Consider the following 24,971-nt stretch of genomic DNA (forward strand, 5'->3'; position numbering starts at 1 on the left):
CGGCCCTCACAGCCAGCGCCGCCACCGGAAGATGAGGTACATGGCCACGCCGCCCGCCAGCATCAGGCCGAGGCCCCACAGGTAGCCGAGCGGCCAGGCGAGTTCGGGCATCTGGCGGAAGTTCATGCCGTACACGCCCGTCACGAGGCTCGGCACGAACAGGACGCCCGCCCAGGCGGCGATCTTCCTGGAATCCTCCGCCTGGGCGCGCATCTGCTGCGACAGCGTCAGGTCCATGGCGCGGCTGAGCTCGTCACGCAGCGCCGCCGTCCTGTCCTTCAGGTGCGCCGCGTGGTCGGCGATGTCGCGCAGCCGGTGCTGCAGCTGTTCATCCGCCTGCTCGAGCAGGCGGTCGCTCTGCAGCTCATCGAGGATGGCGGGCACCGGGCGCACTGCACGCTGCAGCACCGTGATCTGCTGCGAGGCGCGGTAGATCTCCTGCCCGATGTGGTCGGCTCCTCCGAACACCTGGCTGACGAGGTCGTCAGCGGTTCCCTCGAGGAGGTCGCAGGCAGGCGCGTAGTCGTCGACGACACGGTCGATCAAGGTGACGGCGACGGCACGGGGTCCGCGCCGAAGCACCGCGGGGCGGCCCGCCAGGTCGGCGGCGACCTCGGAGACCAGCGAGCCGGTGTCGTGGCCGATGGTCAGGAGCCACCGGTCGGTGACGACGACGTGTAACTCTCCGGTGCTGACAGCGCGCTCCGGCGTGGGGGTGCGCACCGGGTGCAGCACCAGCAGGAGCGCCTCACCGTGCCGTTCGGCCTTGGGACGCTGTCCGGCGTCGACCAGATCCTCGACCAGCAGCGGCTTCAGCCCGAGGTCAGCGACGACACGGGCGGTCTCGGCGGCAGCGGGATCGGTGAGCGAGAGCCAACCGAAGGCCGCGGGATCGCGATCCAGGCGCTGCGACAGAGAGTCGACGGAGTCGATGTCCGAGCGCTCGCCGTCGACGTAGACGCTGGCCTGCAGGTCACCCACGGAGCCTCCCGACTCTCAGTTCGCCTGCGGCTCCGGTGCGGCAGCGCCCTGGTGGGCGACCGCGGACGGCTTGTCCTTGCGCAGCACCGCCCAGGCCACGCCGGCCACGGCGAGGACGCCGAGGGCGATGACCAGGGCGGGGGAGCGCTGCCACAGCCTCTCGACGGCCACCAGCGAGAGGAATCCGGCGGAGCCGTAGATGAACGCCCAGATGATGCAGCCGACGGTGACCGCCGGGAGGTAGCGACGCAGGGGCATCTTCGTGACGCCTGCCGCCAGGTTGATCATGGTCTGGATCCCGATGGTCATGAACGACACCGTGATCGCGGGCGCACCCCAGCGGTTCAACCAGCGGGTGGCCGTGACGTAGTGGCGGCCCTCCAACAGGCGCGCCGCCTTCCGTGAGCGGCTGAGGCCCGCCGTGATGCTCCTGCCCAGCCAGTAGGTGCCGTTTGCCCTGGCCATCACGATGCAGAACATGGCAAAGATGATGATGGGGTAGGGCGCATCCCAGGTGGTGGGGTTCACGAAGCCTCTTCCGGGTCGGACACAGTCACGGTGGATTCTACAAGCCGAAATACGAAAAGGCTGCATCGTGTTTATGCGGCGGACGGCCCTAGACTCGCCCCGTGATCCTCCATCTCGCGCGCCACGGGCAGTCCAGTTGGAACCTGGAACGCCGCCTGCAGGGTCAGACGCCAGACATCCCGTTGACGGTGACCGGCCACGCACAGGCGCGTGACATGGCCGACCGACTGGCCGCCCACGGCGTGACTGCGGTGTGGAGCAGCGACCTGCTGCGTGCCCGGCAGACGGCGGAACGGATCGCCGACGCCCACGGGCTCGCGGTCGTCACGGACGAGCGGCTGCGCGACGTGGCGCTCGGAAGCCTGGAGGGCCGCTCCTACGACGCCCTCGTGGCGGAGGAGACCCCGGGCGACGCCCATGTCTCGGAGGTCCGCTGGGACGGCGCCCCTGACCCGGCGGGCCTCAGCCCACCACCAGCGTCGCGAGCAGGATCACCGGAACGCTGAAGACCGTCGACCACAGCGTCGTCGCCTGCACCAGCGGGGTGGCCACCTGGTACCGCAGGGAGTGCACGAACACGATCTGGGCGGTGGGCAGGGCCGCCAGGATCACCGCGGCGCGCAGCGGCAGCCCGTCGAGGCCGAGCGCGAGGCCGAGCCCCCACGCCACGGCAGGGACGAGCAGCGACTTCGTCGCGATGGCGGCGAGCGTCTCCCTGGGCAGGCGGTGGAGGGGCGGCATCCGGTTGTCGAAGAGCGACATGCCGAAGGCCAGCAGCATCGCCGGGATCGCCAGGGCGCCGATCGTCTCGATGGGCGCCCAGAGCAGCGACGGCGGCCGCCACCCGGTCAGGTTGAGCAGCAGTCCCGCGGCGCCGGCCAGCACCAGCGGGTGGGTGGCGAAACTGGCCACCACCGAGCGTCCCCGGCCGGACGGCGACGACTCGAGCACCGCGACCGCGCTCGGCTGCAGGATGAGCACCTGCAGGAGCATGGCGGGCGCCGCCCACGCCGGGTCGCCCAGCGCGAACGCGGCGACGGGGATGCCGAGGTTGCCCGCGTTGACGTAGCTCGTGGCGAGATAGCCGACGGCCGCCTCGGCCCGGCTCGCTCCCAGAAGCCGGCGCTGGAGCGTGGCGAAGGCGAGCCCGCAGAGGATGCAGGCCACGCCGAAGGCCGCCACGTGGGGCCCGATGAGCAGGTCGAGGTCGGCGTCGGCGACCGCGATGAGGACGAGCGCCGGTTGGCCCGCGAAGAAGGCGACGTCGCCGAGGGCCTTCTGCGCGGCCCGGTCGGCCACACGGGTGCGGGCCAGCAGCCAGCCGACCCCGATGACGATGGCGAGCGTCGTGAACCCCTGCAGCGCCGCGACCATGGCGGCACTCTAGTGCGCCCCCGCGTGCCCGCACCGAAGGGGGACGCCGGTGACCCTGTCTACTCAACCTGTACTAGGTTGCGTAGGGGAGGTGGAAGCGTGAACGACTACGAGGACTTCGATTTCGACGACACCCAGCGCGAGGCCTGGGAAGACTTTGCCGGGCGCCTCGACGAGGTGCTGTCGGTGATGGATGCGACGGCGGACCTGAGCATCTCGGTGGCCACGACCACCGACTGCGCAGGACCGCAGCCGGGGATCCTGTTCACCGTGCTCGACGACGCGGTCATCAGCGCGTATGTGACGGGCTCCGACGAGGGCAGGCCGACGGCGCAGGAGGCCAGGGGCCTCGCTGAGTTCGGGTGGACCCCGCCGACGGACGAGGAACCCCGCTTCCACACCGCCGTCGCGCAGGAGGCGTCCGCGGACCTTGCCCATCTGGCCAGCGACACGCTGGCCGGCGTGTTCAGCGTCCTGCATCCGATCTTCCTGGAGCCGGACCAGCTGGCCGAGATCCTCAAGGGGGAGACCGACTGGACCCCGCTCAAGCCGAAGAAGCTCAAGCGCTCCGAGGCGTCGATCCAGCCCGCCAACCGGCAGGACCTCGACAACCTCGTGGCGGCCGAGCTGCAGCGGTCGTTCGGTCACCCGCCGCTGCGCAACGAGCAGGGCGACGTCGCCATCCGCGTCGGGTCGGCGATCCTGTTCCTGCGATCCAGCGAGGACGCCTCCGAACTCATCCTGTTCTCCCCGCTGGTACACGACGTGAACGGCCGCAGCCGCGCCTGCGAGGTCCTCAACGACCTCAACGTCGAATCCCGCTACGGACGGTTCGCGCTGCACCGCGACCGGGTCTACGTGCAGGTGTCGGTGCCGGCCCGCCCGTTCGTCCCCGCCCACCTGAACCAGGCGCTGCGGGCCGTCAGCCAGATCGCCGACGGCATCGACGAGGAACTCGCCGTCAAGCTCGGCGGCCGCACCACCTTCCAGAACACCTGAGTCGCGGCCGACGGTCGGGGCGCCCGGGCGCTAGGGTTGGGCCATGACGAGGGAACACCAGCCCGTGACCTACTTCTCGCGGCTCGACGCCGACGAGTGCTGGGCGCTGCTGGCCGACGCAGAGATCGGCCGGATCGCGTGGCTGGGCGACGACGGGATATCCATCCTGCCCATCAACTTCGTCATCGACGACGGAACCGTCGTCTTCAACACCTCGCCGTCGTCGCCGCTCGCGCGGCTCGTCGAGCCGACCGAGGTGGCCTTCGAGGCCGACGACATCGACAACGAGTCCGCCGTCGGCTGGTCCGTTATCGTCCGGGCATCACAGGCCCGGCGACCGAGCCGGAACGGGCGAGCATCAGCTGGCTCGACGACCGGCCCATCCGCCTGGCCATCACCGCGTCGACCGTCGCCGGTCGCGTCGTGTCCGGGACCAGAGAGAGTTAGGGGAGAGCCCATGTCTGATCGAACCGTCCCACTGATCGTGGTTGGCGTCGACGGAAGCGACGACGGCCTGCGAGCCGTCCGATTCGGGGCCAACACCGCGCTGCGGCACGGAGCCGAGCTCATGCTGGTCAACGCCGTCGACGACACGCTCATGGCCGGCGCCTGGGGCGTCGTCTACGACCCCGAGGTGCTGCAGGCCGCAGGCGTCAGCGCGAACGAGCAGGCCAAGGGACTGGCACTGGAGATCGGCCTGCCCACCGAACGCATCAAGACCGAGGTCGTCATGGGCTCGCCGGGCGGCGTTATGGCCCGACTCAGCGAGGTCGCCGACCTTGTCGTCGTCGGCCGCCGCGCTGCCACCGGGCTCGAGCGCATGTTCGTCGGCTCCACGTCCGTCGCGGTCGTCGCCAACGCGTCCTGCCCCGTCGTGGTCATCTCCGCGGCCGCCCACCCGTCCCCCGTCGGCTCCAAGGGGCTCGTCGGCGTGGGCCTGCAGACCGACCCTGGCTCCGAGAAGACGCTGAAGGCCGGCTTCGAGCAGGCCAAGCGGCTGGGCAGCCGGTTGGAGATCATCCACGCGATCCAGCCGCCCGTCGGCCTCTTCGCCCGCAGGCTCAGCCCGGCGCAGCTCGACGAGCAGGTGCGCTTCGCGCAGGGCGGCATCCAGGCGATCGCCGCCGACCTCGCCCCGGCCTTCCCGGAGGTCGAGTACACCGTCTCGGTGGCCACCGACAGCCCCATCAACGAGCTTGTCAGCCGGAGCGCCAGCTACGACCTGATGGTGCTGGGCGTCGGGGAGTCCTCGATCCCCGGCTTCGGGCTCGGCGGCCTCATGCGCGGGCTCATGGCCCACGCGGAGTGCCCGCTCTACATCACGCGCGGATGACGGCGGAGCCGACACCCCGCATCACCGTTGAGCCGAATCTGCCGATCGCGGCAGAGGCGGAGCGGATCGCAGCGCTGATCCGCGACAACCAGGTCGTGATCGTGGCCGGCGAGACCGGTTCGGGCAAGACCACGCAGCTGCCGAAGATCTGCATGCTCGCCGGACGGGAGCGGATCGCCCACACGCAGCCGCGGCGCATCGCCGCCAGGACGGTGGCGCAGCGCATCGCCGTCGAATGCGGCGTCGAGCTCGGCCAGTTCGTCGGCTACCAGGTGCGCTTCACCAGGAAGGTGACGGCGCAGACGCGGATCAAGCTCATGACCGACGGCATCCTGCTGTCCGAGCTGACCCACGACCGGACCCTCAGCCGCTACGACACGATCATCATCGACGAGGCCCATGAGCGCAGCCTCAACATCGACTTCCTCCTCGGCTACCTCAAGCAGTTGCTGCCGAAACGGCCGGACCTGCGCCTCATCGTCACCTCGGCGACCATCGACACGGCGCGGTTCTCCGAGCACTTCGGTGACGCGCCCATCGTCGAGGTGTCCGGCCGCACCTTCCCCGTCGAGGTCAGGTACCGGCCCCCGGCGGAGGGGGAGGACCAGATCGACGGCATCACCGCGGCCATCGAGGAGATCGTCACCGAGTCGTCGACCGGCGACGTGCTCGTCTTCCTCAGCGGCGAGCGGGAGATCCGCGACGCCGCGGACGCCATCGAGGCCCTGGACGTGGACCTGGAGGTCCTGCCGCTGTTCGCCCGGTTGTCGGCCTCTGATCAGCAGCGTGTCTTCGCGCCCGGGCCGCGACGCCGGGTCGTGCTCGCCACGAACGTCGCGGAGACGTCGATCACCGTCCCGCGGATCCGCTACGTGGTGGACACCGGGCTGGCGCGCATCTCCCGCTACTCGGCCCGCACCAAGGTGCAGCGACTGCCGATCGAGCCGGTGTCGCAGGCCTCGGCCAACCAGCGCTCCGGCCGCTGCGGCCGCATCGGGCCCGGCATCGCCATCCGCCTGTACGACGAGGACGACTTCGCCGCCCGCCCCGCCTACTCCGAGCCGGAGATCCTGCGCACCAACCTGGCGACGGTCATCCTGCTCATGGCGCAGGCCGGACTCGGCGACGTGGAGTCGTTCCCGTTCGTCGAGGCGCCGGTCATCTCGCAGATCAACGACGGCGTCCGCGTGCTCAGCGAGCTGGGCGCCATCCACCCGCGGCAGCGCCACGGGCAGGTGCGGCTCACGCGGATCGGCAGGATGCTGGCCCGGATGCCCGTCGACCCGCGGCTGGGGCGGATGCTCATCGAGGGACACCGCCGCAGCACTCTGGCGACCGTGCTGGTGCTCGTCGCAGGCCTGACCGTCCCCGACGTCCGCGAACGGCCCAGCGAGTTCCAGGCCCAGGCCGACCAGCTGCACCGCCGCTTCTGGGGCGGCACCCCCGCCGAGGGGACGCCGGAGCCCGCCGCTGGTTCCGCGCCACTGCGTCACACCGTCCACACCGGCACCCGCAAGGACCCGGCCGCGTCGAAGGCGTCGCTGGAGGGCGGCGACTTCGAGGTGCTGCTCAATGTGTGGACCTACCTGCGGGAGCAGCGGCGGGCGCTCTCGGGCAGCGCGTTCCGGCGGCTGTGCCGGGCCGAATATCTCAACTTCGTGCGCTTCCGCGAGTGGGAGGACCTCGTCAGCCAGCTGCGCGAGGTGGCGAAGGAGCTCGATCTCGACGTGGGCGGCCGCGGCCCCATGGCCGACGTGCTGACGAGCCTGCTCAGCGGCCTGCTGTCGAACGTCGGGCTGGCCGAGCCGGAGAAGGCCAAGCCGCAGGCCCGCGGCGGCAGGCGTCCGCTGACCGAGTACCAGGGTGCCCGTGGCGCCAGGTTCGCGATCCAGCCCGGTTCCGCCCTGTCGAAGTCCACCCCGCCCCTGGTGGTCGCCTTCGAGCTGGTGGAGACGTCGCGGCTGTGGGCCCGCACAGTGGCCCCGGTGCGCCCGGAATGGATCGAGCAGGTCGGCGGAGACGTGCTCACCCGCACCGTCACCGAGCCCCGCTTCTCCCCGCGCACCGCCACCGTCATCGCCTCCGAGCGGCTGACCCTGTTCGGGGTTCCCATCGTCGCCGGGCGCCGCACCAACTATGCGGGCGAGCATCCCGTCGAGGCGCGCCAGATCTTCCTCCGATCCGGGATCGTCGAGGGGGAGTGGGAGACCAGGCAGGAACCGGTCGCCTCCAACCGGGCCGCCTACGCCGAGGCGGAGAAGCTGACCGACCGGATGCGCCGTCCCGACCTGCTGATCTCCGACGACGCGCTCTACGCCTGGTACGACGCCCGGGTCCCGGACGAGGTCGTCAGCGGCTCGACCCTGGACAAGTGGCTCCGCGGCCTGCCCCGTGACGAGTGGCCCCGGCTGAGCGTCGACGACGCCGTCACCGACGCCACACAGCTGCGGCCCGGCGACTATCCCGACCGCTGGCAGGCGGGGCGGCACGCGCTTCCCGTCAGCTACGAGTTCAACCCGGGGCGGGCGCCGACGGCGTCACGGTGACGGTGCGCCTCGAGCTGCTGAACCAGCTCGACGACGCCCGCTTCAGCTGGCAGGTGCCGGGGCTCCGCCGCGAGCTGGCGACCGCGCTGATCCGGTCGCTGCCCAAGTCTGTGCGGACCAGCTTCGTCCCCGCGCCCGACTACGCGGCCCGCGCCCTGGCCTGGCTGGAGGAGCGGGACGGGATCGGGGAGGGGCCGTTCACCGAGGCGCTCGGCCGCGCGTTGACGGCGCTGACGGGGGTCCGGGTCGCAGCTGACGACTGGGCGCCCGCCGGCCTCGACTCACATCTGCGCCCGACGTTCGTCATCACCGACGGCGGGCGCGAAGTGGCCCGCGGCGACCAGCTCGACGTGCTGCGGGAACGGCTGGCGCCGAAGGTGGCAGCGAAGCTGACGAAGGCGGCGGGTTCGCTCGCCGCGAAGGGGCAGAAGTCTTGGACGTTCGGCACGGTTCCCCGGGAGCGTGCCCTGGGCCGCGGCGTCGTCGGCTATCCCGCGCTCGTGGACGAGACGACGGGCGTCGGACTGGCCATCCTCGATGACCTCGACCGGGCGGTGCGTTCGCACGTGACCGGCGTCAGGCGCCTCCTCACCCTCACCAATCCCGACCCGACCCGCTGGGTCGTGTCGCACCTCGGCCGGTCCGAGAAGCTCGCGCTGGCCGACTCCGCGTACCCGAACGTGCCGGCGCTGCTGGCCGACGCGTGGCTGAAGGCCGGCGAGCAGCTCGCCGCGGAGCAGGGGCCGATCGTCGACGTCCGCTCGCAGGCCGCGTATGAGGCGGTCGCGCTCGCCGTGCGACAGGAGTGCCCCGGCCGCACGCTGGCGGTCGTCAACACGGTGGCGCAGGCGCTCATGGCGGTCACGCGGGCCAGGATCCTGTCCGCCGCAGGAGGACCCGCTGCCCGCGACGTGTCGTCCCAGCTCGACAACCTGTTCTTCAACCGGTTCATCTCGGCCACGCCCGACCCGTGGTTCTCCCAGCTGCCGCGCTACGCCGCAGGCGCCGTCGCCCGCCTCGAGGCGGCCGCCGCGCAGCCGGAGCGCGACGCCCGGCTGCAGTCGGAGGTGGATGAGGTGGAAGACCGCTACGCAGAGGTCGTCGACGCGCAGCCGCCGGGTCCGCTGCGGGCCGAGGTCGAGGAGGTGGCGTTCCTCATCGAGGAGTTCCGGATCAGCCTCTTCGCGCAGCAGCTGCGGACCTCCGTGCCCGTCTCGGCCAAGCGCATCCGGCAGGCCATCTCCCGGCTCGGCTGAGCACAGACCCCCTCGTCAGTGGCACCATAGTGCGGTGCCCCGCGACGTGACTGAGCTGCTGAACCTGTTCGACCTTGAGCGGACGGGGGAGTCGACGTTCCGCGGACCCCAGCCGCGGACCCACCTGCAGCGCCTCTTCGGCGGCCAGGTGCTGGGGCAGACCCTCGTCGCCGCGGCCGGCACGGTGGACCCCGAACGGCCCGTCCATTCGCTGAACGCGTACTTCCTGCGGCCAGGACACAACGACGTGCCCCTCGACTTCGAGGTGGAGGTCTCCCGCGACGGCAACACGTTCAGCAACCGCCGCGTCGTCACCCGGCAGGGGGACCGGGTCATCTTCGAGATGACGTGTTCGTTCCAGCGCCGGGAACCGGGCCTCGACCACTCTGCCGCCGAGCCGCTCGACGTGCAGCCGCCGGACGCCAGCCCCTCCCTGAAGGAGGTACTCGAACGTCGCTTCGGCGGCGGCATCGCGATGCTCTCCGAATGGGATGCCCTGGATGTGCGGCTGGCGGCAAGGCCCGATGCGACCGCCTCCGGCGGATCCATGCGTGCCTGGGTGCGGACCAAGGAGCCGATGCCGGAGAACCCGCTGCTGCACAGCGCGGTTCTTGCGTACCTGAGCGACACCACCCTGCTGAGCGTCACCACGGTGCCGCACGCGATCGAGTTCCTGTCGCCGAGCATGCAGATCGCCTCCATCGACCACGCCATGTGGTTCCACCGTCCCGTCTACGTCGACGGATGGCTCCTCTACGACATGATCTCCCCCTCCGCCTCCAACGCCCGCGGGTTCGCGATGGGCCGCCTCTTCCAGGACGGTGTCGCCGTCGCCTCCTGCGCCCAGGAGGGCCTCATCCGCGTCCTCGACTGACGCGGACACGACGACGGCCCGCCCCCGGCAGGGGACGGGCCGTCAGGTCGTGGTGGGGTCAGGCGGCCACGGTGTGGCGTGCACGGAGCGTGGCCAGCGCGGCCCGCTCGATCTGGCGCACCCGCTCCGCCGTGATGCCCCAGTGGCTGCCGATGTCGGCGAGCTTGGCCTGGCGGCCGTCCAGCAGGCCGTAGCGGCGGCGCACCACGTCGCGCGAGCGGTCGTCCAGGTCGGTCAGCATCTCTTCGAGGCGGCCGCGCTCCTCGGCGTCCAGCACCATCTCGTCCGGGCCGGGGGATGTCTCGCGGGCGATCAGGTCGCCGAGCGAGGTGTCGCCGTCGGCCTCGACGGGCGCGTCGAGGGAGACGTGGTCGCGGGAGTAGCGCAGCAGGTCGACGACGCGGGACTCCTCGAGGCCCAGCTCTTCGGCGATCTCGGCCAACTCCGGCTCCCGGCCGAGCTGGCGCTCCAGGTTCCTCCGGGCCGCCGACACCTGGTTGACCTGCTCGGCCACGTGCACGGGCAGCCGCACGATGCGCCCCTGCTGCGCGATGCCACGGGAGATGGCCTGGCGGACCCACCAGGTGGCGTAGGTGGAGAACTTGAAGCCCTTGGCGTAGTCGAACTTCTCGACGGCGCGGATGAGGCCGGTGTTGCCCTCCTGCACGAGGTCGAGCAGCGGCATCTGCGCACGGCCGTACTTGCGGGCGACCGAGACGACGAGCCGGAGGTTGGCCTGCACGAAGCGCTGCATCGCCCGTTCGCCTTCGTCGACGATGTCGCGCAGCTCCGTGTCCGAGGCCTCGACGCCGGACTCGACGGTGCCGTCGAGCACGTGGGCCGCGTACAGGCCGGCCTCGATGGCCCTGGCCAGCTCGACCTCCTCGAGGGCGGTCAGCAGCGGGGTCTTGGCGATCGCGTCGAGGTAGAGACCCACTGAGTCCTTGCCCTCGATGCCTTCGGTGCTTCGGGTACGCGACGTAGTATTCATTGGTTCAGACCTTTCGCAGTCGTCACCCCATACAACGCGCAGCGGCCCCGTGAGGTTCCATCGAGTTGCGCCATGGCCGTGAAATCAGCCCCAGGTCTGATCCGCCGCCCCGGGACCCCGACCGGGGTGGGGGAGGTCCCCCAGGCCAGGCCACGGCCGCAGGCGGCCGGTCCAGGGAATGGGCCGGTTTGAGAGCAGCGTGATTGCGTGCAAGAATGGCGGGGCGCCACCCTTGACGTTTCCGGGGCGACGCACGCGCAAAAACCATATGGCCGAGAGGATCACCTGTGAGCCAGAACGCTGAGGGCGCCGCCAAGGCACCCCGCACCCGAGCGCCGCGCAAGACGGCTGCCGCGACCGCCACGAAGACGCCCCGCACACGCAAGGCCCCCGCGAAGAAGGAGCCGACGATCGCGGAGGCCTCCACCGGCGAGGTCGAGGTGCAGTTCAAGCGGGAGGGCGACGACGTCGTCCTCACCGTCGGCGGCAAGAAGCGTTCCCTCGACGAGGTCGACGACACGGAGTTCGTGGAGGCCGAGGCGGCCCCGCTCGAGAAGGAACTCACCTCCGAGGAGGAGGGCTTCGCGCTCTCTGACTCCGACGACGCCGACGAGCCCGAGCAGCAGGTCGTCTCCGCCGGTGCCACCGCCGACCCGGTCAAGGACTACCTGAAGCAGATCGGCAAGGTCGCCCTGCTCAACGCCGTGCAGGAGGTCGAGCTTGCCAAGCGGATCGAGGCCGGACTCTTCGCGGAGGAGCGCCTCACCTCGACCGAGGTCGTCGTCGCCGCGAAGGATCTCGAGGACTTCGAGTGGATTTCTGCGGATGGTCGGCGCGCCAAGAACCACCTCCTCGAGGCGAACCTGCGCCTCGTCGTCTCTCTCGCCAAGCGCTACACCGGCCGCGGCATGCTGTTCCTCGACCTGATCCAGGAGGGCAACCTCGGCCTGATCCGTGCAGTCGAGAAGTTCGACTACACCAAGGGCTACAAGTTCTCCACGTACGCCACGTGGTGGATCAAGCAGGCCATCACCCGCGCAATGGCCGACCAGGCCCGCACGATCCGCATCCCCGTGCACATGGTTGAGGTCATCAACAAGCTGGCCCGTGTCCAGCGGCAGATGCTGCAGGACCTCGGGCGCGAACCAACGCCCGAGGAGCTCGCGGTCGAGCTGGACATGACGCCCGAGAAGGTCGTCGAGGTCCAGAAGTACGGGCGCGAGCCCATCTCGCTGCACACCCCGCTGGGTGAGGACGGCGACTCCGAGTTCGGCGACCTGATCGAGGACTCCGAGGCCGTCGTGCCCGCCGACGCCGTCAACTTCACGCTCCTGCAGGAGCAGCTGAACGACGTGCTCGACACGCTCAGCGAGCGCGAGGCCGGTGTCGTGTCGATGCGCTTCGGGCTGACCGACGGTCAGCCGAAGACCCTCGACGAGATCGGCAAGGTCTACGGCGTGACCCGCGAGCGGATCCGCCAGATCGAGTCGAAGACGATGTCGAAGCTGCGGCACCCCTCGCGGTCGCAGGTCCTCCGGGATTATCTGGACTGACAGCTTCTCGGCCTATCGGGTCGAACAGCTCTCTGACTAGGGGTTTCGGGTAGATCCCGTGGGTTCTGAGTCAAGACTAGTGCCGCACAGCGTTCTAGTCAAGGATATTTGGTATGCTTTCGGGCATGGCACGAGCTCCGGGACACCCGCAACCCGACCTCCGCGACCTTCTGACCTCGTGGGAACTGTCGCTGCGCGCTGAGCGGAAATCCCCGCAGACGGTCAAGTCCTATGGCGACGGTGTCCGCGCCTTCCTTGCATGGGCGGAAGCCGCCGAGGTCACGCCTGAACTCAGTCGCGCCCAGCTGCGCCGCTTCATCGACGCACTCCTCACAGACGGGGCCAGGCCGTCGACTGCTGTTTCGCGCCACCTCGCGGTGCGTCGCTTCTCGGCCTGGTTGGCCGACGAAGGGGAGATCCCGGTCGACGAGCTGCTCGGCGTCAAGGCGCCCAAGTTGGACAAGCCCGTCATCCAACCCCTCACCGACGAGCAACTCAAGGCACTCCTCAAGTCGTGCCGCGGAAGCGACCTCCGCGACAAACGCGACGAAGCCATCATCCGACTGATGTACACCACCGGTATGCGCGCCGGTGAAGTGGTCGCCCTCCGACTCTCCGACCTCAACCTCACCCGGAACCCGCCTGCCGTGATCGTCCGCCGCGGGAAGGGGGCAAGGGCCGCATCGTCCCACTCGCCCCCGAGGTTGCGCTTGCCATCGACCGTTACCGCCGGACCCGTCGCACGCACCGCCTGGCCGACACCGACGCCCTTTGGCTCGGCGACCGCGGCAAGGAGTTCTCTTACGACGCCCTGCACAAGACGTTGAAGATGCGCGCCACCGGGGCCGAGATCGAGGGTTTCCACCCTCACCTGCTCCGCCACACCGCCGCGCATCGCTGGCTCGAACGAGGCGGCTCCGAAGGGGGACTGATGGCCGTCGCGGGATGGAGTTCCCCGGACATGCTGCAGCGATACACCCGTGCCAGAGCCGAAGAACGCGCCATCACCGAGGCCCAATCTCTCAACCTGGGGGAGCTGTGAGCAGGCGTTACCCCCCCGACTTGCCGCCAGGGGAGGTGGGGTACGGCGAGCCAGCCCGAGCGGCGACTCCCGAAGCGGCGGCGCTGAAGGAGATAGTTGACGGATTCAGCAAGGCGGTTCGTCGGCGCGCAGAGGTGGCACATGTCTGGTGCGGAAGCTCTGGGTGCAAGCGGGCACTCCTTGTCGTCTATCGCGTCCGTGCTGAGTTCCTCGCGGTGCCAGCGGGAGTACGGATGACCCCGGAAGACCGACTCGAACCAGGGGAAGCGCAGGGGTACTGGGGCATGGCCCCGCCGTTCCTGCTAGGTAAGACCTGGGATCTCGTATCGGTGGCCTGCCGCTGTGGCGCTGGGCCGATGATGATCGATGTGCTTCGACTGGTGTTGACTCTTAACACGAGTGGCGCGCGCGACCTGACACCAAGAATGAACCCGGACGTCGTGAGGCCGCTCCCGCTCCCGCGGCCGCGGGCGTTGTCGGTGGAGGAGAAGGCCGAGACGCTGGAGAGTTTCGACCACGGTGGTTTTGTAGGCATCGGAGAGTCGTAACCGCGTAACGATCCGCTATGCTCATACACAGTTGAATAACGCTTGAGCGGTACGCCACGCTCGGAGATGAGCACCGAGACCGACCCGTAAGGGGGTCTCGTCGTGCCCGCTCAAGATACTTGCGACCGTCGAATGGTTGCATCAATCGCCGCCCATGAAAGTTGGGCGCAAACCTCTGACCGTTCAGCTAGGACCGCCCCCGCGCGCGCCGCACTGCTGGCGAAGTTCGAGAAGGAAGTCGATCCCGACGGAACTCTCGATCCGATGGAGCGTGCTCGACGCGCGGAGCACAAGAAGAAGGCCTATTTCCAGCGGCTCGCGCTGAAGTCCGCAAAGGCGCGGCGCCGCGCAAAGGAGTCTGTCGACGAAGCCGAGCTCGCCGAGAGTGAACTCGAGGCAATGGGCGGTGTCGCATGACCCCGGAGAATGAAGAAGGCCGCCCGGCTGGCGAACCGGACGGCACCAATCTTCAGGTGGATGACCTGCTGAAGAGTCTACGCCACGAGGCCATGGAGCGCCTTGTTAGCGGCGTCGACGGGGCGCTCGCCGTGTGCGTCGTCACGCCGACAGCCTCGACCCGCCGGCGCGTCTTCCTGACGCTGTCCGCTGCGGACAAGTACGCCACCCGTGCCGCTGAACTGGGGCACCTTGTGCGCGTCTACGTCGTGCGCCTCGATCCGGTGACGGAGGTGAAGCCGTGAGCATCACCGACCTGACCCGGCTGGCCGAGCGTGGCCTCGATCCGCTGGCCGAGGCCCTGGAGCAACACCGCGTGCGGTTCGTGCAGGAGATCCTGGCCGCGGCTGTGCCGTCGTTCTGGGAGCGCCGTGCTGAGGCCCTGGAGGCCGCCCGTCCACGTCCTGGAGAGTTCCACGGCAAGGCCACGGCTACCGAGCTGAGGGAGCGTGACGAGGCCCTTGCTGAGGCTGCTGCAGCCTGCCGTGAGCACGCGGAAGTTGTTCGTCGCTATCCCGACGTGATCGCGGCCGACATGGCCGCGGCTGTGGCTGCGGCAACGTCGACGCCGGCCCCCGGTTTGGGGGTGGCGTCGTGAGTACCCTCGACGATGTGCGTGAGTGGCTTGGCCGCTACATCCGCACGGTGGCCGACGCGGATCTCGACCTGCTGGCGCTGTGGTGCGCGCACACGCATGTTGCGATGGAGGTTTACAGCTCGCCGCGGCTGCTGATCGACTCGCCGATGCCGGGGTCGGGCAAGACAACGTGTCTGGAGCACCTGGCCCGTCTCTGCCTCGATCCGGTGCAGATGGCGGCCGTCTCATCCTCGGCGCTGCTGGTGCGGCTGCTCCAGAGCGCAGACGGTGAACCGCTGGTGCGAACTCTCCTGATCGACGAGGCCGACCGCACGCTGAGGCCCGACAAGGACGGCGTGCAAGACCTGATTGCGATCCTGAACTCCGGCTACAAAAGGGGCGCTACCCGGCCGGTCCTGGTGCCGGTCAAGGGGGGCGGCTGGGAGTCGAAGGAGATGGCGACCTTCGCGCCGGTGGCGATCGCCGGGAACAACCCGAGCTTGCCCGATGACACCCGCACGCGCACAATCCGCGTGTTGCTGCTGCCCGACCTCGACGGCACGGCCGCGGAATCCGACTGGGAGCTCATCGAGGAGGACGCCCAACTTCTCGGTGATCTGCTGGGGAGCTGGGCCGAGAAGAACCGGGAGCTGATCGCGGGCACTCGCCCCGAGATGCCGGCCGGGGTGATTGGCCGGTTCCGTGAGAAGTGGCAACCGCTGGCCCGTGTCGCTGCTGCCGCCGGCGGCCGCTGGCCTCAGGTCGTGGTCGACCTGGCGCTAGCCGACGTCGAGCAGGTCCGCGCCGACCGCGAGGACGGAGCGATGACCGAGGCCCCGCACATCTTGTTGTTGCGCAACCTTCGCGACGTCTGGCCCGAGGGTGAGGACTTCGTGCAGACGGCCGACTTGGTGGAGGCATTGAAGGATCACTTCCCGGACCACTGGGGAGCGTCTGACCGGTTCCCGAAGGGGCTTACGATTCAGCGGTTCGGGCGCATGATGTCGCGTTCCTTCGGGGTGAACACGGTGCGCGCCACGGACGGGAATCGGGAACGCGGATACCTCCTGTCGACTGTCCGGCCGGTCATGGGCCGGTTGGGTATGGGGGTCTCCAACAAACCGGACGAACCGGTCGAAGCGGCCGAACCGGACCGCGTCCCGTCCGGTTCGGCCGGTCTGGCCGGTTCGTCCGGTTACATAGCGACCCCCCAGGGGGAACCGGTCCCCGTCGAGACACTCCCCATCGCCGGCCCCGAGATCGGTACGTGTTCGGTGTGCCGTCTGCCGATGGAGATCCTTGACCCGGACAGACCACCCACCCCGCATGTTCGGAGACGACGACCAGGAGGGCCGCGTGATGATCCTCGAGTTCCCAACGAAGACCCCGAGCCTTCCTTCGTCCGAGGGGTGCCCTGCCTGGTGTGTCCGGCGCATCTCGACGTTCGGAATTTCCGAGCGCGAGGCCGACGAGCCCGACCACTTCCATGCCAGCGAGCCACGCGTCTATGTCGAGCGCGACGACGAGGGCGAGCCGGTGTTCGCCGTGCGGATCTCGGTTGAAGACTTGCTGATGACGCCGAGGATCCTGTTCCGAACCTGGCAGGCCACCGACTGGGGAGGGTTCGCCGAGTGCGAGGCACTGCTCACCCCGGACGAGGCCCGGGCGATCGCCCAATATCTCCTTGCCGCTGCTCACGACGCCGCAGGGAGCGTCGCATGATGCGCCTCGACCTCGACGCCGAGCAGTCCCTCGGCCACCTCCAGGAGGTGATCGAGGAGGCCCTCGACGCCGGCCAACGGGTGCCGTGCATCGGCCGGCCGGAATGGACATCCGAGGCCCTCGACGACCGTGCCGAGGCTGTCGAGGCCTGCCAGTGGTGCCCGGTGCTCACCGCATGTTCGGCGGCCGCCAAGACGATCAAGGCCAGCTCGGGAGTCTGGGGCGGGGTCGACCTCGAACCCGGCGCCCGCCGAGCCGTAAGGAGGACCGCCGCATGAGCCGGACCTATCCCGAGTTCACACACTCGACCAACTGCCCTCGACGTCGGCCGCCGCTGCTGCGGCTGTCCTGGCGACGAGAACCCGAACTGTGGTGCCCCGACTGCGGACGGCATCAACCGCTACCCAAGGAAGGAGCCGGTCATGAAGGGAACTGAAGAGCCGAAGATCGTGAAGGTCACCCGGGAGGCTGCCACGTGGCGTCGCCGGCTCCGACTCACCGAGGCGCAACTCAACGACGCGGTGGAGCTGATCAAGCTCCAGCATCGCGAACTGGTGACGCTGTGGCTTCAGGGCTGGCTTGCCGATCCGGCCGACTTCGAGTTGCACGTCGGGCTAGACCTGGCCGTTGGTGACAACGGCAGAGTCGACTATCAGGCCCTCGAAGCCGCCACCCGTGAGTTACTGCGACGCAAGCCGTACCTTGCTGCTGGCGCTGGCCAGTCGGCTAGAATGATGGAGACAGATCACGCCGGGCCCAGCGGGCCGGGAGATCGAGTCAGTCACTCCCCTGCGGGGACCGCACTTTCGGGCCAGAGGCCGAGTGTGAACAGCAAGACCGCAGGAGACCTGCCATGACAAACCAATCAAGCGCGCTGCGCTCCGCCCTCGCTGCATCGCAAGCCGCCCGTCGGCTCGGGCTGCCAGCCGACTCTACGGCCGGTGAGATCTTGGCCGAGCTCGACAACCGACTCGCTCACAGTGCCCAGGTGCGCGCCAGCAAGGCACGCGCCGCGTACCGGGCACAGCGGCTCTCCGCCGAGGAGCGGCTCTATCGGAAGGTGGTTGACGCCACCCAGGCCGGCGGGAACGCCGACTCCGGAACCCCCACGGGGGATCCGCTCTACGACAAGATCACCGCCGCGCTCGGGAAGGGATACTGACATGCCCGTGATGACGATCCACACCGCCACGGTGAAGGACCTGGCCATCGACCGGCCAACCCACGGCGCGGGCTGGGACACCGAGCAAGTGTTCCTAGGTCCCGGCGACATCGTGCCCAACTGGGTGCCAGCTGACACGATCGCCCACCTACTCGCCAACCGACTCATCATCGAGCACGCCATCGCCGTCGAGGAGACCAAGAAGTGAACAACCACATCAATCTTGACCTGAAGTTCGAGGGCCAGCTAGCCAGCCTGGTCGCTATCCTCACGCAGCGCGGCATCAAGCTCGACGCCGTGACCAAGTGGGAAACCCTGACGCAAGCGCTCCCAATCCACACCCTGCCCCGCCCGGCCGCGGTCGAGAACATCCTCGACAAGACCCCCGAGGAACTCGCCCACGAGGCCAGGATCCTGGCGGCGGACACCGCGCACAACAGCCTCACCTCAATGCCGCAGGAACTCCAGAGGATTCGCGAACAACTCGACGCTGCACTCATGGGTGAGATCCGGGCCAACGCGAACCAGATCCTGACGCAGCTGCGGCCCGCGTTCGACCAGGCGGCTGACGCCCTCCGTGCAGCTCGTGAGCTCGGGGTCAACCCAACGGACACCATCGAGACCCTGTTCGAGGCAGACAAGCCGGTACGCATGGCCTGGCTCAACGCCCAGACCCACGCCAAGACCCTCGACGGCATCCTCCTTGTGCGCCAGGAGCTGAGCGTCACGGCGGGAGTCCCGCCTGTTCCGCTCCGCGATGGCCGTCCCATCGGGAGCATCAACGACATTCGACACGATGTCGGCAGCGGTGTCGACTGGTCTGCGACGATCACCGACCCGGGCGACGCTGGCCGCCTTGCCCCGTACAACCCCAAGGCGCCGTGGCAGCGATGGCTGCAGCTGGCACCGAAGCTGAAGCTGGTCGACGTCGAAACCGTCCCGAACGGAAACGACGTCCTCTATCGGGCCAACCCCGACCTGCTCGCCAAGGTGACCGCCGAAGCGCAGCGCAGGGCCCAGGTGGCGGCCTGACCCCCAAGCCGTGACGGTCCGGTCTGCTCCTTCCGGTGGCCGGGCCGTCACAACCTCGAGCGCATGCTCGAGCCGCGGGGGCTCCTCCCTGGTCCATCGCGCAAGCGTTGGAGGAGCCCCCGCACCCAATCCATCGGCGGACGTGACGAACCCGCGCGGCTGAATGCCGACCTATGCACAACGAGCCCACCCCCAGAAAATCCCGCTTCACACGCCAGACCGGCCCAGCCTGGCCCCCCTAGGGCCTCTCTCCCCGAGGTTCTCGACCGGGTCGCGCGCGCGATAGAGCAAACACCCCCACTCCGCAAACTTGGACCTCGCGAGGCACTGTGCACGGCAGCTGGCCATGTGTGCCGGTGGTGTCAACGGACGTTGACACCTGACGCCGACGCCCCTACCCCCTCCCCGCCCGGGGAATAGCAACCGTCGGGGGAAGTGCCGATCTCTCCCCGCGTTTTTTCCACATGGGGCCCTTCGCTGAGAGCCTTCCGCGAGCCCCTCAGAGGGTCCGCCAGGGGGTCGGACGTCGAGGTGTACGGGTCCCGTACATCTCGGCCCCTGACCCACAACCTCTACACGTGCGCGGGGACCCTGGAGGGCCGGGGCAGGTGTCCCAAGTTGGGACACCTACACGTGCGCGGGGGCCCTTCAGGGTGTGCAAGTTGCACACCCTCGACGCGCTAGTTGTCCTGGCCGGTGGCGTAGATGCCAGCGGCGGCCGCGATGGTGCGGAGGAAACGGGCGTGGAGGTAGAGGGCTGCGGCTTGCGAGTGGAGCGCGTCGCTGATGACGTCGTTGGCTGCGCTCTTGGCTGCGTCGTGGATCTCGCTGGCCTCGTCCTCGAACGCGTCGGCGTTGTCGAGGTTGGCCTCGATCCGGCCCGCCGTCATCACGGTGTCTTCGCCGTGGTCGGTGTAGAGAGCGACGAGGCCGGCCCACTGCGCGGCGGCCTCGGGGTCGTCGTGCCGACTGATTGGGCAGGTGATTTTGGTGATATCGATGCTGACCATGGTCAGTTCCTTCTTCGTGGTGGTTGTATCGACTGGACAGGCGCCAGGAGGGCAGGATTCGGACAGGTGACGGGTGACAAGGAGCCTTGCCACCTCGGGTCAGGTGCGTAATTCTGCGCACCTGGCACTTGGAGCAGGTGTCAGCGTGGCGCGCCTAGGCGGGCACTGGTGCCCGTGTGGCGAGCAGGGCGCGTAGCGCGGCGGAGCGGGCCCCGACCGCTGGCCGTGGGCCGCTGATCGTCGTGTGCGTGACGGGTCGGGCCGCGCAGCGCCCGCCTTCTTCCCTCTTAAGAGGAGAGGGCTGCTGCTTAGTTTCGGTTGGGCCGATCACCGGCCGACGAGCAGCTCGTTTCGTGAAGCGCAGACCGGCCGCGGCGATCCGCTTTGCGGTCTCCCTCGCCCGGTCCAACGCTTTTGGGTTGCCGGCCTGGCGTGCCCGGTTCGTGAGGTCCGCCAACGCCGTCTTCGACACGCGGATGAACCCGGCCGTTGGGCGGCCGTGCTGCACCCCGCCGCGATCCCACGTCAGGACGCCGGCTTCTTCGAGTTCGTGGAGCTTGCGACGGGTCCACAACTCCGAGTAGCCGGCCGCGTCGGCGACCTGCCCAGCTGTCACGTCTCCTTGCCCGGAGGGACCGAGCAGCGCGCCGAGGGCCTGGAGGATCGCCCGGGTTGCCCCGTAGTAGCGGCCATGGAACGGCCCCCAGCCGGCGCGGCCGAGCGCGTCGAGGATCACACCCAGCGGCGCACCAGCGCGGATCTCCGGAGCTGAGCCCTTTCGGCTCACGTGCTGCTGGCTGCTCATCGTCCGGCCCCGATCGAGACGACGGGCCGCTGGCCGCAGTACGCCCGCACCCTTGCAGCCGCGGCCATGTCCCGACCCGCCCACACTCCGGAGTCAGGCTCGACCTCGCGGGCCGCCTGCTCACACAGCATCAACACCGGACACTCCCCGCACTGCCGCCTTGCGTGCCGGACATCGTCGGCACGCTCGGAGACCCACTCGGCCCGGCCGACGCACGGCACCGGCTGGCCCTCGGCCTGCGCCCGTGTGATCGCTGCATGGAGCTCAGCCAACGCGGTCGTGACCGGCCCGCCGTACCAGGAACAACTAGGGCAGTCCCTCACCAGGCACGGCCCGGTGCCATGGTCGAAAGCGTCCGGGTCTGCGTCGAGGTGGCGCACCAGCTCCGTCGTGTCGACACCGACAATGCCGGCAACCTCCAGCAGGAACGCCATGTCCGTCACGAGGCCGTGTTCGCGCAGCCGCCGCCCCAGCCTCACCGCACTGACCCCGAGCACCGCAGCCAGCGCGCTCACCTCGGTACGCACAGCCACCTCGGTCAGGACTCGTTCCCTGGCCGTCCCCGCGGTGCTCATGCCCCGACCCCCTCGGCCTGGCGCGCACCCTCGAGCGCGGCCCGAGCAGCAGCGACCCGACGAAGCGCGTCAACGTTGACCGAGACGACAGCGCGCAACGCGTACACTTCCTCGAACGAGGCGAACACGCCAGCAGCGACCAGGCCCACCGGATCGAGCTTGTGGAGCAGCCGGTCGAGATCGTCGAGCGTCGACGTGCCCACCGTGGCCGCGTAGCCCTCGGCCGCGACCACGTCTTGACGCAACGACCACAGATCGACGGGAGTGTGAGTTGTGGGGGTCATGGGTGGCTTCCTTGTCAGTCGGGAATATTCCGACCCACAGCGCTACCTTGCCCCCTGCTGAGGATGCCTGACCGCACAGCGCTAAGGCGTCCCTAATCCGGGACTACCTCGACTGAGGCCTACCGGCGCGCGAGCGCCACGAAGTTGGCGAGCAGCCGGTTGACCTCAGCGCCGACCGGCGCCGCCAGCGCCTCGGCCACGAGCTCCTCGGTCTTGTCGGGATCGAAGTAGCCGTGGTTGCGGTAGATCTGCAGCCGCTCCGCCATGCCGGCGGGATCCAGCTCGGGGTGGAACTGGGTGGCGTAGACGCGCCGCCCCACCTTGAACGCCTGCACGGGGCAGAGCTCGCCCGTCGCCAGCACCACCGCGCCCTCCGGCAGCCGGGTCACGGCCTCCTTGTGCCCGACGAACGCCTCGAGCACGTCGGGGACGCCCAGGAACAGGGGGTCGTCCCTGCCTGCCTGCGTCACGGAGATGGTCGCCGTCCCCGCGGCCTCGCCGTAGGTCCGGTCCACCAACCCGCCGAGCCGGTCGGTCAGCGCCCCCACCCCGTAGCAGAGGCCGAGGAATGCCATGTCCCGCTCGATGGCAGCGTCGATGACGCGCCCCAGGTCCGCCTCGGCCTGCAGCTGGGTCTGCGACTTCACCGGATCGCTCGCGTTGAAGGGACCGCCGCCCAGGAAGACTCCGGCGTAGTCGTCGATGTCGATGTCCGGGAGCGTCGTCGTCGCCAGCCTGACGCTGTGCAGTTCCTCCGGGGTCAGCCCTGCGAGCCGGGCGATCGCCAGGCGCTCGCTCTCGGCGGCGTCATCCTCAGGCCGGACGCTGAGCAGGAGGAAGGGCTTCACTGGGGCTCCCGGGGAGAGAAGGCTGGAACCCCGGAGCGTAGCTCGTCGGCCAGCGCCCTGGTGACGGCGACCGGGTCGTGGCCGGCGGTCAGCAGCCGCCGTTGGCGCAGGTAGCTGGGCCCACGGGTTACGAGGTCGGCGACGTGCTGCAACTCGCCCGCGCAGCCGAGCCGCTCCGCGACCGACCTCAGATCCTCGACCCAACGCAGGATGCCGTCGTAGGCGTGGATGAGGTAGTCGTCCTTGCGGGGGGTGATGACGTCGGCGGCCAGTCCGTAGCGGGCCGCCCGCCACTTGTTCTCCCGCATGAACCAGTAGGGCAGCCGGTCGATGGAGCCGCCCTCCTCGAGGACCTCGGACATCTTCTGGGCGAGACACTGGCTGAAGGCCGCGAGCGCGCCGACCTCCATGAGGGTGGGGACGGAGTCCATGGTGCGGTTCTCGACGGTGCCCCACTGCGAGGGCCGGACGTCCCACCGGATCTCGGAGGGGTTCTGGATCATGCCGACGCCCTCGAGTTGGGAGGCGTAGCTCTCCAGCTCCGCCCAGTCGGCCATGTGGTACGGCAGGCCGTTGGTGGGGAGCTGCTGGAACAGCATGGTGCGCTGCGACGCGAACCGGGTGTCGACGTTGCGCCACAGCGGAGAACTGGCCGACAGCGCGATGAAGTAGGGGGTGAACCGGGCCAGCCCGTAGACGATGGGCAGCGCCTTCTCGCGGTCGTCGACCCCCGTGTGGATGTGGAGGCCGTTGATGGCCAGCTGCTGGCCCCACCAGCCGTTGCGCTCCGTCACCCGCCGGTACTGCGGCTTGTCGTAGGGGCGCTGCAGCGCAGGGTCCCCGAACGGGTGGGTGCCGGCGCCCAGCAGCGTCAGCCCTCGCGGCTCCAGCACCGACAGGGCCTGGTCCAGCAGCGAGCGCAGCTCGGCGACGGCGGAGGGCACCGTGTCGTGCACCCCTGTGACGAGCTCGATCATCGACGTGAAGTACTCGCGCCTGATGGGCCCGTTGACGGGGTCGGACAGGCCGTCCAACAGCACGTGGGCCTCCGGCACCTGCTCCATGGTGCGCGCGTCGATGACGGCCAGCTCCCACTCGATCCCGAGCGTCGACTGGCGTGATTGAGCGAACTTGACCCTCATCGTGACCTCCCGCCTACTGGCGGCAGAGTAATGCACGGGAGGCCACCGCGAGCCGATCGCGGTGCCGCCCAGCGAGCAAGGCGACGGTGGGGGCCGGCCGGGCGGATAGTGTGGGCCCGACAAGAGAGGACCCGCCCATGTCTCTGTTCGCGCGCGCCGAACTCGCCCCCGCAGATCCGATCCTCGGCCTCACCGAGGCCTTCCAGGCCGACAAGCGACCGGAGAAGGTCAACCTCGGGGTAGGCGTGTACCTCGGCGAGGACGGCAAGCTGCCGCTGCTGCGCTCCGTGGCGGTCGCGGAGCAGCGCCTCGCCGAAGCCGCCGCGCCGAAGGGTTACCTTCCCATCGACGGCATGGTCGCCTACCGGGACGCCGTCCGCGGCCTCGTGTTCGGTGCCGACGCGCCCGTCCTGGCCGACGGACGGGTCGTCACGGCCGAGTCACTCGGCGGCACCGGCGCCCTGAAGATTGGCGCCGACCTCGCCCACCACCTCGCCCCGAGGCGAAGGTGCTCATCTCCGACCCGAGCTGGGAGAACCACCGCGCCCTGTTCACGCGGGCCGGCTTCGCCGTCGACACCTACCGGTACTACGACGCCGAGGCGAAGGGCATCGACGCCCAGGGGATGCTCGACGACCTGCGCGCCGCGGCCCCCGGCACGATCGTCGTCCTGCACGCCTGCTGCCACAACCCGACCGGCTACGACCTCAGCCCCGCGCAGTGGGACGCCGTCATCGACGTCATCCGCGAGCGGGACCTGGTCGCGTTCCTCGACATGGCCTACCAGGGGTTCGGCTTCGGCATCGCCGAGGACGGCGCCGTCATCGGCAAGTTCGTCGACGCAGGCCTGAGCTTCCTGCTGTCGACGTCGTACTCGAAGTCGTTCAGCCTCTACGGCGAGCGCATCGGCTCGCTGTCGGTGGTCACGGCGTCGGCCGACGAGGCGAAGCGGGTCCAATCCCAGCTGAAGATCGTGATCCGCACCAACTACTCGAACCCGCCCACGCACGGTGCGGCCCTCGTCGCGACGGTGCTGGCCGACGCCGAGCTGCGGGCCGGCTGGGAGGCGGAGCTGGGGCCATGCGCGACCGCATCAAGTCGCTGCGCCGCGGCCTCGTCGACGCCCTTGCCGCCCGCGGCATCGCCGACATGGGCTTCATCGCCGACCAGCTCGGCATGTTCAGCTACTCGGGCCTGACGCGTGAGCAGATGGTGGCGCTGCGGGAGGAGCACGCCGTCTACGGGCTGGACTCCGGCCGGATGTGCGTGGCCGCCCTCAACGACCGCAACCTCGAGCGCGTCGCCGACGCGATCGCCGCCGTCCGCGGCTGAG

The 24,971-nt window shown here is 69.4% G+C and carries 26 protein-coding genes and 4 pseudogenes; 20 read left to right on the forward strand and 10 right to left on the reverse strand.

The features are described from left to right. Window positions 1-6 precede the first annotated feature (6 nt). A complete protein-coding gene (locus H9L22_RS04070; RefSeq protein ID WP_187721696.1) occupies window positions 7-981 on the reverse strand; it encodes a magnesium and cobalt transport protein CorA in 975 nt (324 codons plus the stop codon). 15 nt (window positions 982-996) lie between these two features. Further along, complete coding sequence (locus H9L22_RS04075) at window positions 997-1,509, reverse strand: DedA family protein (protein WP_226966109.1); 513 nt, start codon at window positions 1,507-1,509, stop codon at window positions 997-999. Between the two features lie 101 nt (window positions 1,510-1,610). On the opposite strand from H9L22_RS04075, the gene H9L22_RS04080 reads away from it, so the two are divergent. Next, on the forward strand, window positions 1,611-2,015 hold the full coding sequence (locus tag H9L22_RS04080; RefSeq protein WP_187721697.1) for a histidine phosphatase family protein: 405 nt from the start codon (window positions 1,611-1,613) through the stop codon (window positions 2,013-2,015). Here the strand turns inward: H9L22_RS04080 and H9L22_RS04085 are convergent. Continuing rightward, the gene (locus H9L22_RS04085; RefSeq protein ID WP_187721698.1) at window positions 1,972-2,883 is read right to left on the reverse strand and encodes an AEC family transporter; all 912 of its coding nucleotides are present in this window, start codon (window positions 2,881-2,883) and stop codon (window positions 1,972-1,974) included. The genes H9L22_RS04080 and H9L22_RS04085 overlap by 44 nt on opposite strands. Window positions 2,884-2,982: 99 nt before the next feature. Here H9L22_RS04085 and H9L22_RS04090 point away from each other — a divergent pair, with 99 nt between their 5' ends. The 4 genes and pseudogenes from H9L22_RS04090 to H9L22_RS04105 all read left to right on the forward strand — a co-directional run bounded on the left by H9L22_RS04090 (window position 2,983) and on the right by H9L22_RS04105 (window position 9,891). Continuing rightward, on the forward strand, window positions 2,983-3,882 hold the full coding sequence (locus tag H9L22_RS04090; RefSeq protein ID WP_187721699.1) for a T3SS (YopN, CesT) and YbjN peptide-binding chaperone 1: 900 nt from the start codon (window positions 2,983-2,985) through the stop codon (window positions 3,880-3,882). Between the two features lie 43 nt (window positions 3,883-3,925). Next, window positions 3,926-5,215, forward strand: coding sequence for a universal stress protein (locus tag H9L22_RS04095; RefSeq protein WP_187721700.1), 1,290 nt, complete (start codon window positions 3,926-3,928; stop codon window positions 5,213-5,215). Further along, window positions 5,212-9,017 (forward strand): annotated as a pseudogene (hrpA, locus tag H9L22_RS04100) (ATP-dependent RNA helicase HrpA). Before H9L22_RS04095 ends, hrpA begins: the two are co-directional and overlap by 4 nt. A gap of 34 nt (window positions 9,018-9,051) precedes the next feature. After that, complete coding sequence (locus tag H9L22_RS04105; protein WP_187721701.1) at window positions 9,052-9,891, forward strand: acyl-CoA thioesterase; 840 nt, start codon at window positions 9,052-9,054, stop codon at window positions 9,889-9,891. Between the two features lie 58 nt (window positions 9,892-9,949). Here the strand turns inward: H9L22_RS04105 and H9L22_RS04110 are convergent, their stop codons facing one another. Beyond that, complete coding sequence (locus tag H9L22_RS04110) at window positions 9,950-10,882, reverse strand: sigma-70 family RNA polymerase sigma factor (RefSeq protein ID WP_187721702.1); 933 nt, start codon at window positions 10,880-10,882, stop codon at window positions 9,950-9,952. A 305-nt stretch (window positions 10,883-11,187) separates the two neighbouring features. On the opposite strand from H9L22_RS04110, the pseudogene H9L22_RS04115 reads away from it, so the two are divergent. From H9L22_RS04115 to H9L22_RS04175, 13 genes and pseudogenes are all read left to right on the forward strand, one after another. Then, window positions 11,188-12,435 (forward strand): annotated as a pseudogene (locus H9L22_RS04115) (RNA polymerase sigma factor); the annotation flags it as partial. Between the two features lie 125 nt (window positions 12,436-12,560). Next, a pseudogene (locus tag H9L22_RS04120) lies at window positions 12,561-13,477 on the forward strand (tyrosine-type recombinase/integrase). After that, window positions 13,474-14,025, forward strand: coding sequence for a hypothetical protein (locus tag H9L22_RS04125; RefSeq protein ID WP_187721704.1), 552 nt, complete (start codon window positions 13,474-13,476; stop codon window positions 14,023-14,025). Before H9L22_RS04120 ends, H9L22_RS04125 begins: the two are co-directional and overlap by 4 nt. 132 nt (window positions 14,026-14,157) lie before the next feature. After that, entirely contained in the window at window positions 14,158-14,442 is a 285-nt protein-coding gene (locus H9L22_RS04130) for a hypothetical protein (protein WP_187721705.1), read from the forward strand. Beyond that, window positions 14,439-14,726 carry a hypothetical protein gene (locus H9L22_RS04135; RefSeq protein WP_187721706.1) on the forward strand — a complete coding sequence of 96 codons (288 nt, stop codon included), beginning with the start codon at window positions 14,439-14,441 and terminating at the stop codon, window positions 14,724-14,726. Before H9L22_RS04130 ends, H9L22_RS04135 begins: the two co-directional genes overlap by 4 nt. Further along, window positions 14,723-15,079, forward strand: a complete 357-nt coding sequence (locus tag H9L22_RS04140; protein ID WP_187721707.1) for a hypothetical protein — start codon at window positions 14,723-14,725, stop codon at window positions 15,077-15,079. Before H9L22_RS04135 ends, H9L22_RS04140 begins: the two co-directional genes overlap by 4 nt. Window positions 15,080-15,126: 47 nt before the next feature. Next, window positions 15,127-16,620, forward strand: coding sequence for a DUF3631 domain-containing protein (locus tag H9L22_RS04145; RefSeq protein ID WP_187721708.1), 1,494 nt, complete (start codon window positions 15,127-15,129; stop codon window positions 16,618-16,620). A gap of 10 nt (window positions 16,621-16,630) precedes the next feature. After that, the gene (locus tag H9L22_RS04150; protein ID WP_187721709.1) at window positions 16,631-16,780 is read left to right on the forward strand and encodes a hypothetical protein; all 150 of its coding nucleotides are present in this window, start codon (window positions 16,631-16,633) and stop codon (window positions 16,778-16,780) included. Continuing rightward, complete coding sequence (locus tag H9L22_RS04155; protein ID WP_187721710.1) at window positions 16,777-17,058, forward strand: WhiB family transcriptional regulator; 282 nt, start codon at window positions 16,777-16,779, stop codon at window positions 17,056-17,058. Before H9L22_RS04150 ends, H9L22_RS04155 begins: the two co-directional genes overlap by 4 nt. Window positions 17,059-17,202: 144 nt before the next feature. Then, on the forward strand, window positions 17,203-17,637 hold the full coding sequence (locus H9L22_RS04160) for a hypothetical protein (RefSeq protein WP_187721711.1): 435 nt from the start codon (window positions 17,203-17,205) through the stop codon (window positions 17,635-17,637). Then, window positions 17,634-17,942 (forward strand): type 2 periplasmic-binding domain-containing protein, encoded by a 309-nt coding sequence (locus tag H9L22_RS04165; protein ID WP_187721712.1) that lies wholly within the window; start codon window positions 17,634-17,636, stop codon window positions 17,940-17,942. Before H9L22_RS04160 ends, H9L22_RS04165 begins: the two co-directional genes overlap by 4 nt. A gap of 1 nt (window position 17,943) precedes the next feature. Beyond that, window positions 17,944-18,150 (forward strand): hypothetical protein, encoded by a 207-nt coding sequence (locus H9L22_RS04170; RefSeq protein ID WP_187721713.1) that lies wholly within the window; start codon window positions 17,944-17,946, stop codon window positions 18,148-18,150. Continuing rightward, window positions 18,147-18,974, forward strand: a complete 828-nt coding sequence (locus H9L22_RS04175) for a hypothetical protein (RefSeq protein WP_187721714.1) — start codon at window positions 18,147-18,149, stop codon at window positions 18,972-18,974. The genes H9L22_RS04170 and H9L22_RS04175 overlap by 4 nt, the downstream gene beginning before the upstream one ends. Before the next feature lie 680 nt (window positions 18,975-19,654). Here H9L22_RS04175 and H9L22_RS04180 read toward each other — a convergent pair. The 6 genes from H9L22_RS04180 to H9L22_RS04205 all read right to left on the reverse strand — a co-directional run bounded on the left by H9L22_RS04180 (window position 19,655) and on the right by H9L22_RS04205 (window position 23,638). Then, window positions 19,655-19,984 (reverse strand): hypothetical protein, encoded by a 330-nt coding sequence (locus tag H9L22_RS04180; RefSeq protein WP_187721715.1) that lies wholly within the window; start codon window positions 19,982-19,984, stop codon window positions 19,655-19,657. A 154-nt stretch (window positions 19,985-20,138) separates the two neighbouring features. Next, the gene (locus tag H9L22_RS04185; RefSeq protein ID WP_187721716.1) at window positions 20,139-20,789 is read right to left on the reverse strand and encodes a helix-turn-helix domain-containing protein; all 651 of its coding nucleotides are present in this window, start codon (window positions 20,787-20,789) and stop codon (window positions 20,139-20,141) included. Beyond that, on the reverse strand, window positions 20,786-21,364 hold the full coding sequence (locus tag H9L22_RS04190; protein ID WP_187721717.1) for a WhiB family transcriptional regulator: 579 nt from the start codon (window positions 21,362-21,364) through the stop codon (window positions 20,786-20,788). The genes H9L22_RS04185 and H9L22_RS04190 overlap by 4 nt, the downstream gene beginning before the upstream one ends. Further along, window positions 21,361-21,648, reverse strand: a complete 288-nt coding sequence (locus tag H9L22_RS04195) for a hypothetical protein (RefSeq protein WP_187721718.1) — start codon at window positions 21,646-21,648, stop codon at window positions 21,361-21,363. The genes H9L22_RS04190 and H9L22_RS04195 overlap by 4 nt, the downstream gene beginning before the upstream one ends. Window positions 21,649-21,767: 119 nt before the next feature. Beyond that, window positions 21,768-22,496, reverse strand: coding sequence for a glutamine amidotransferase (locus H9L22_RS04200; RefSeq protein ID WP_187721719.1), 729 nt, complete (start codon window positions 22,494-22,496; stop codon window positions 21,768-21,770). Beyond that, window positions 22,493-23,638, reverse strand: coding sequence for a carboxylate-amine ligase (locus H9L22_RS04205; RefSeq protein WP_187721720.1), 1,146 nt, complete (start codon window positions 23,636-23,638; stop codon window positions 22,493-22,495). Before H9L22_RS04205 ends, H9L22_RS04200 begins: the two co-directional genes overlap by 4 nt. Before the next feature lie 137 nt (window positions 23,639-23,775). On the opposite strand from H9L22_RS04205, the pseudogene H9L22_RS04210 reads away from it, so the two are divergent. Both H9L22_RS04210 and H9L22_RS19525 read left to right on the forward strand, forming a co-directional pair. Further along, window positions 23,776-24,836 (forward strand): annotated as a pseudogene (locus tag H9L22_RS04210) (amino acid aminotransferase). After that, on the forward strand, window positions 24,719-24,970 hold the full coding sequence (locus H9L22_RS19525) for an aminotransferase class I/II-fold pyridoxal phosphate-dependent enzyme (protein WP_264292542.1): 252 nt from the start codon (window positions 24,719-24,721) through the stop codon (window positions 24,968-24,970). The pseudogene H9L22_RS04210 and the gene H9L22_RS19525 overlap by 118 nt, the downstream one beginning before the upstream one ends. The last annotated feature ends 1 nt before the right edge of the window (window position 24,971 follow it).

Origin of the sequence: Tessaracoccus defluvii (assembly GCF_014489575.1) — a bacterium.
Lineage (GTDB): Bacteria > Actinomycetota > Actinomycetes > Propionibacteriales > Propionibacteriaceae > Arachnia > Arachnia defluvii.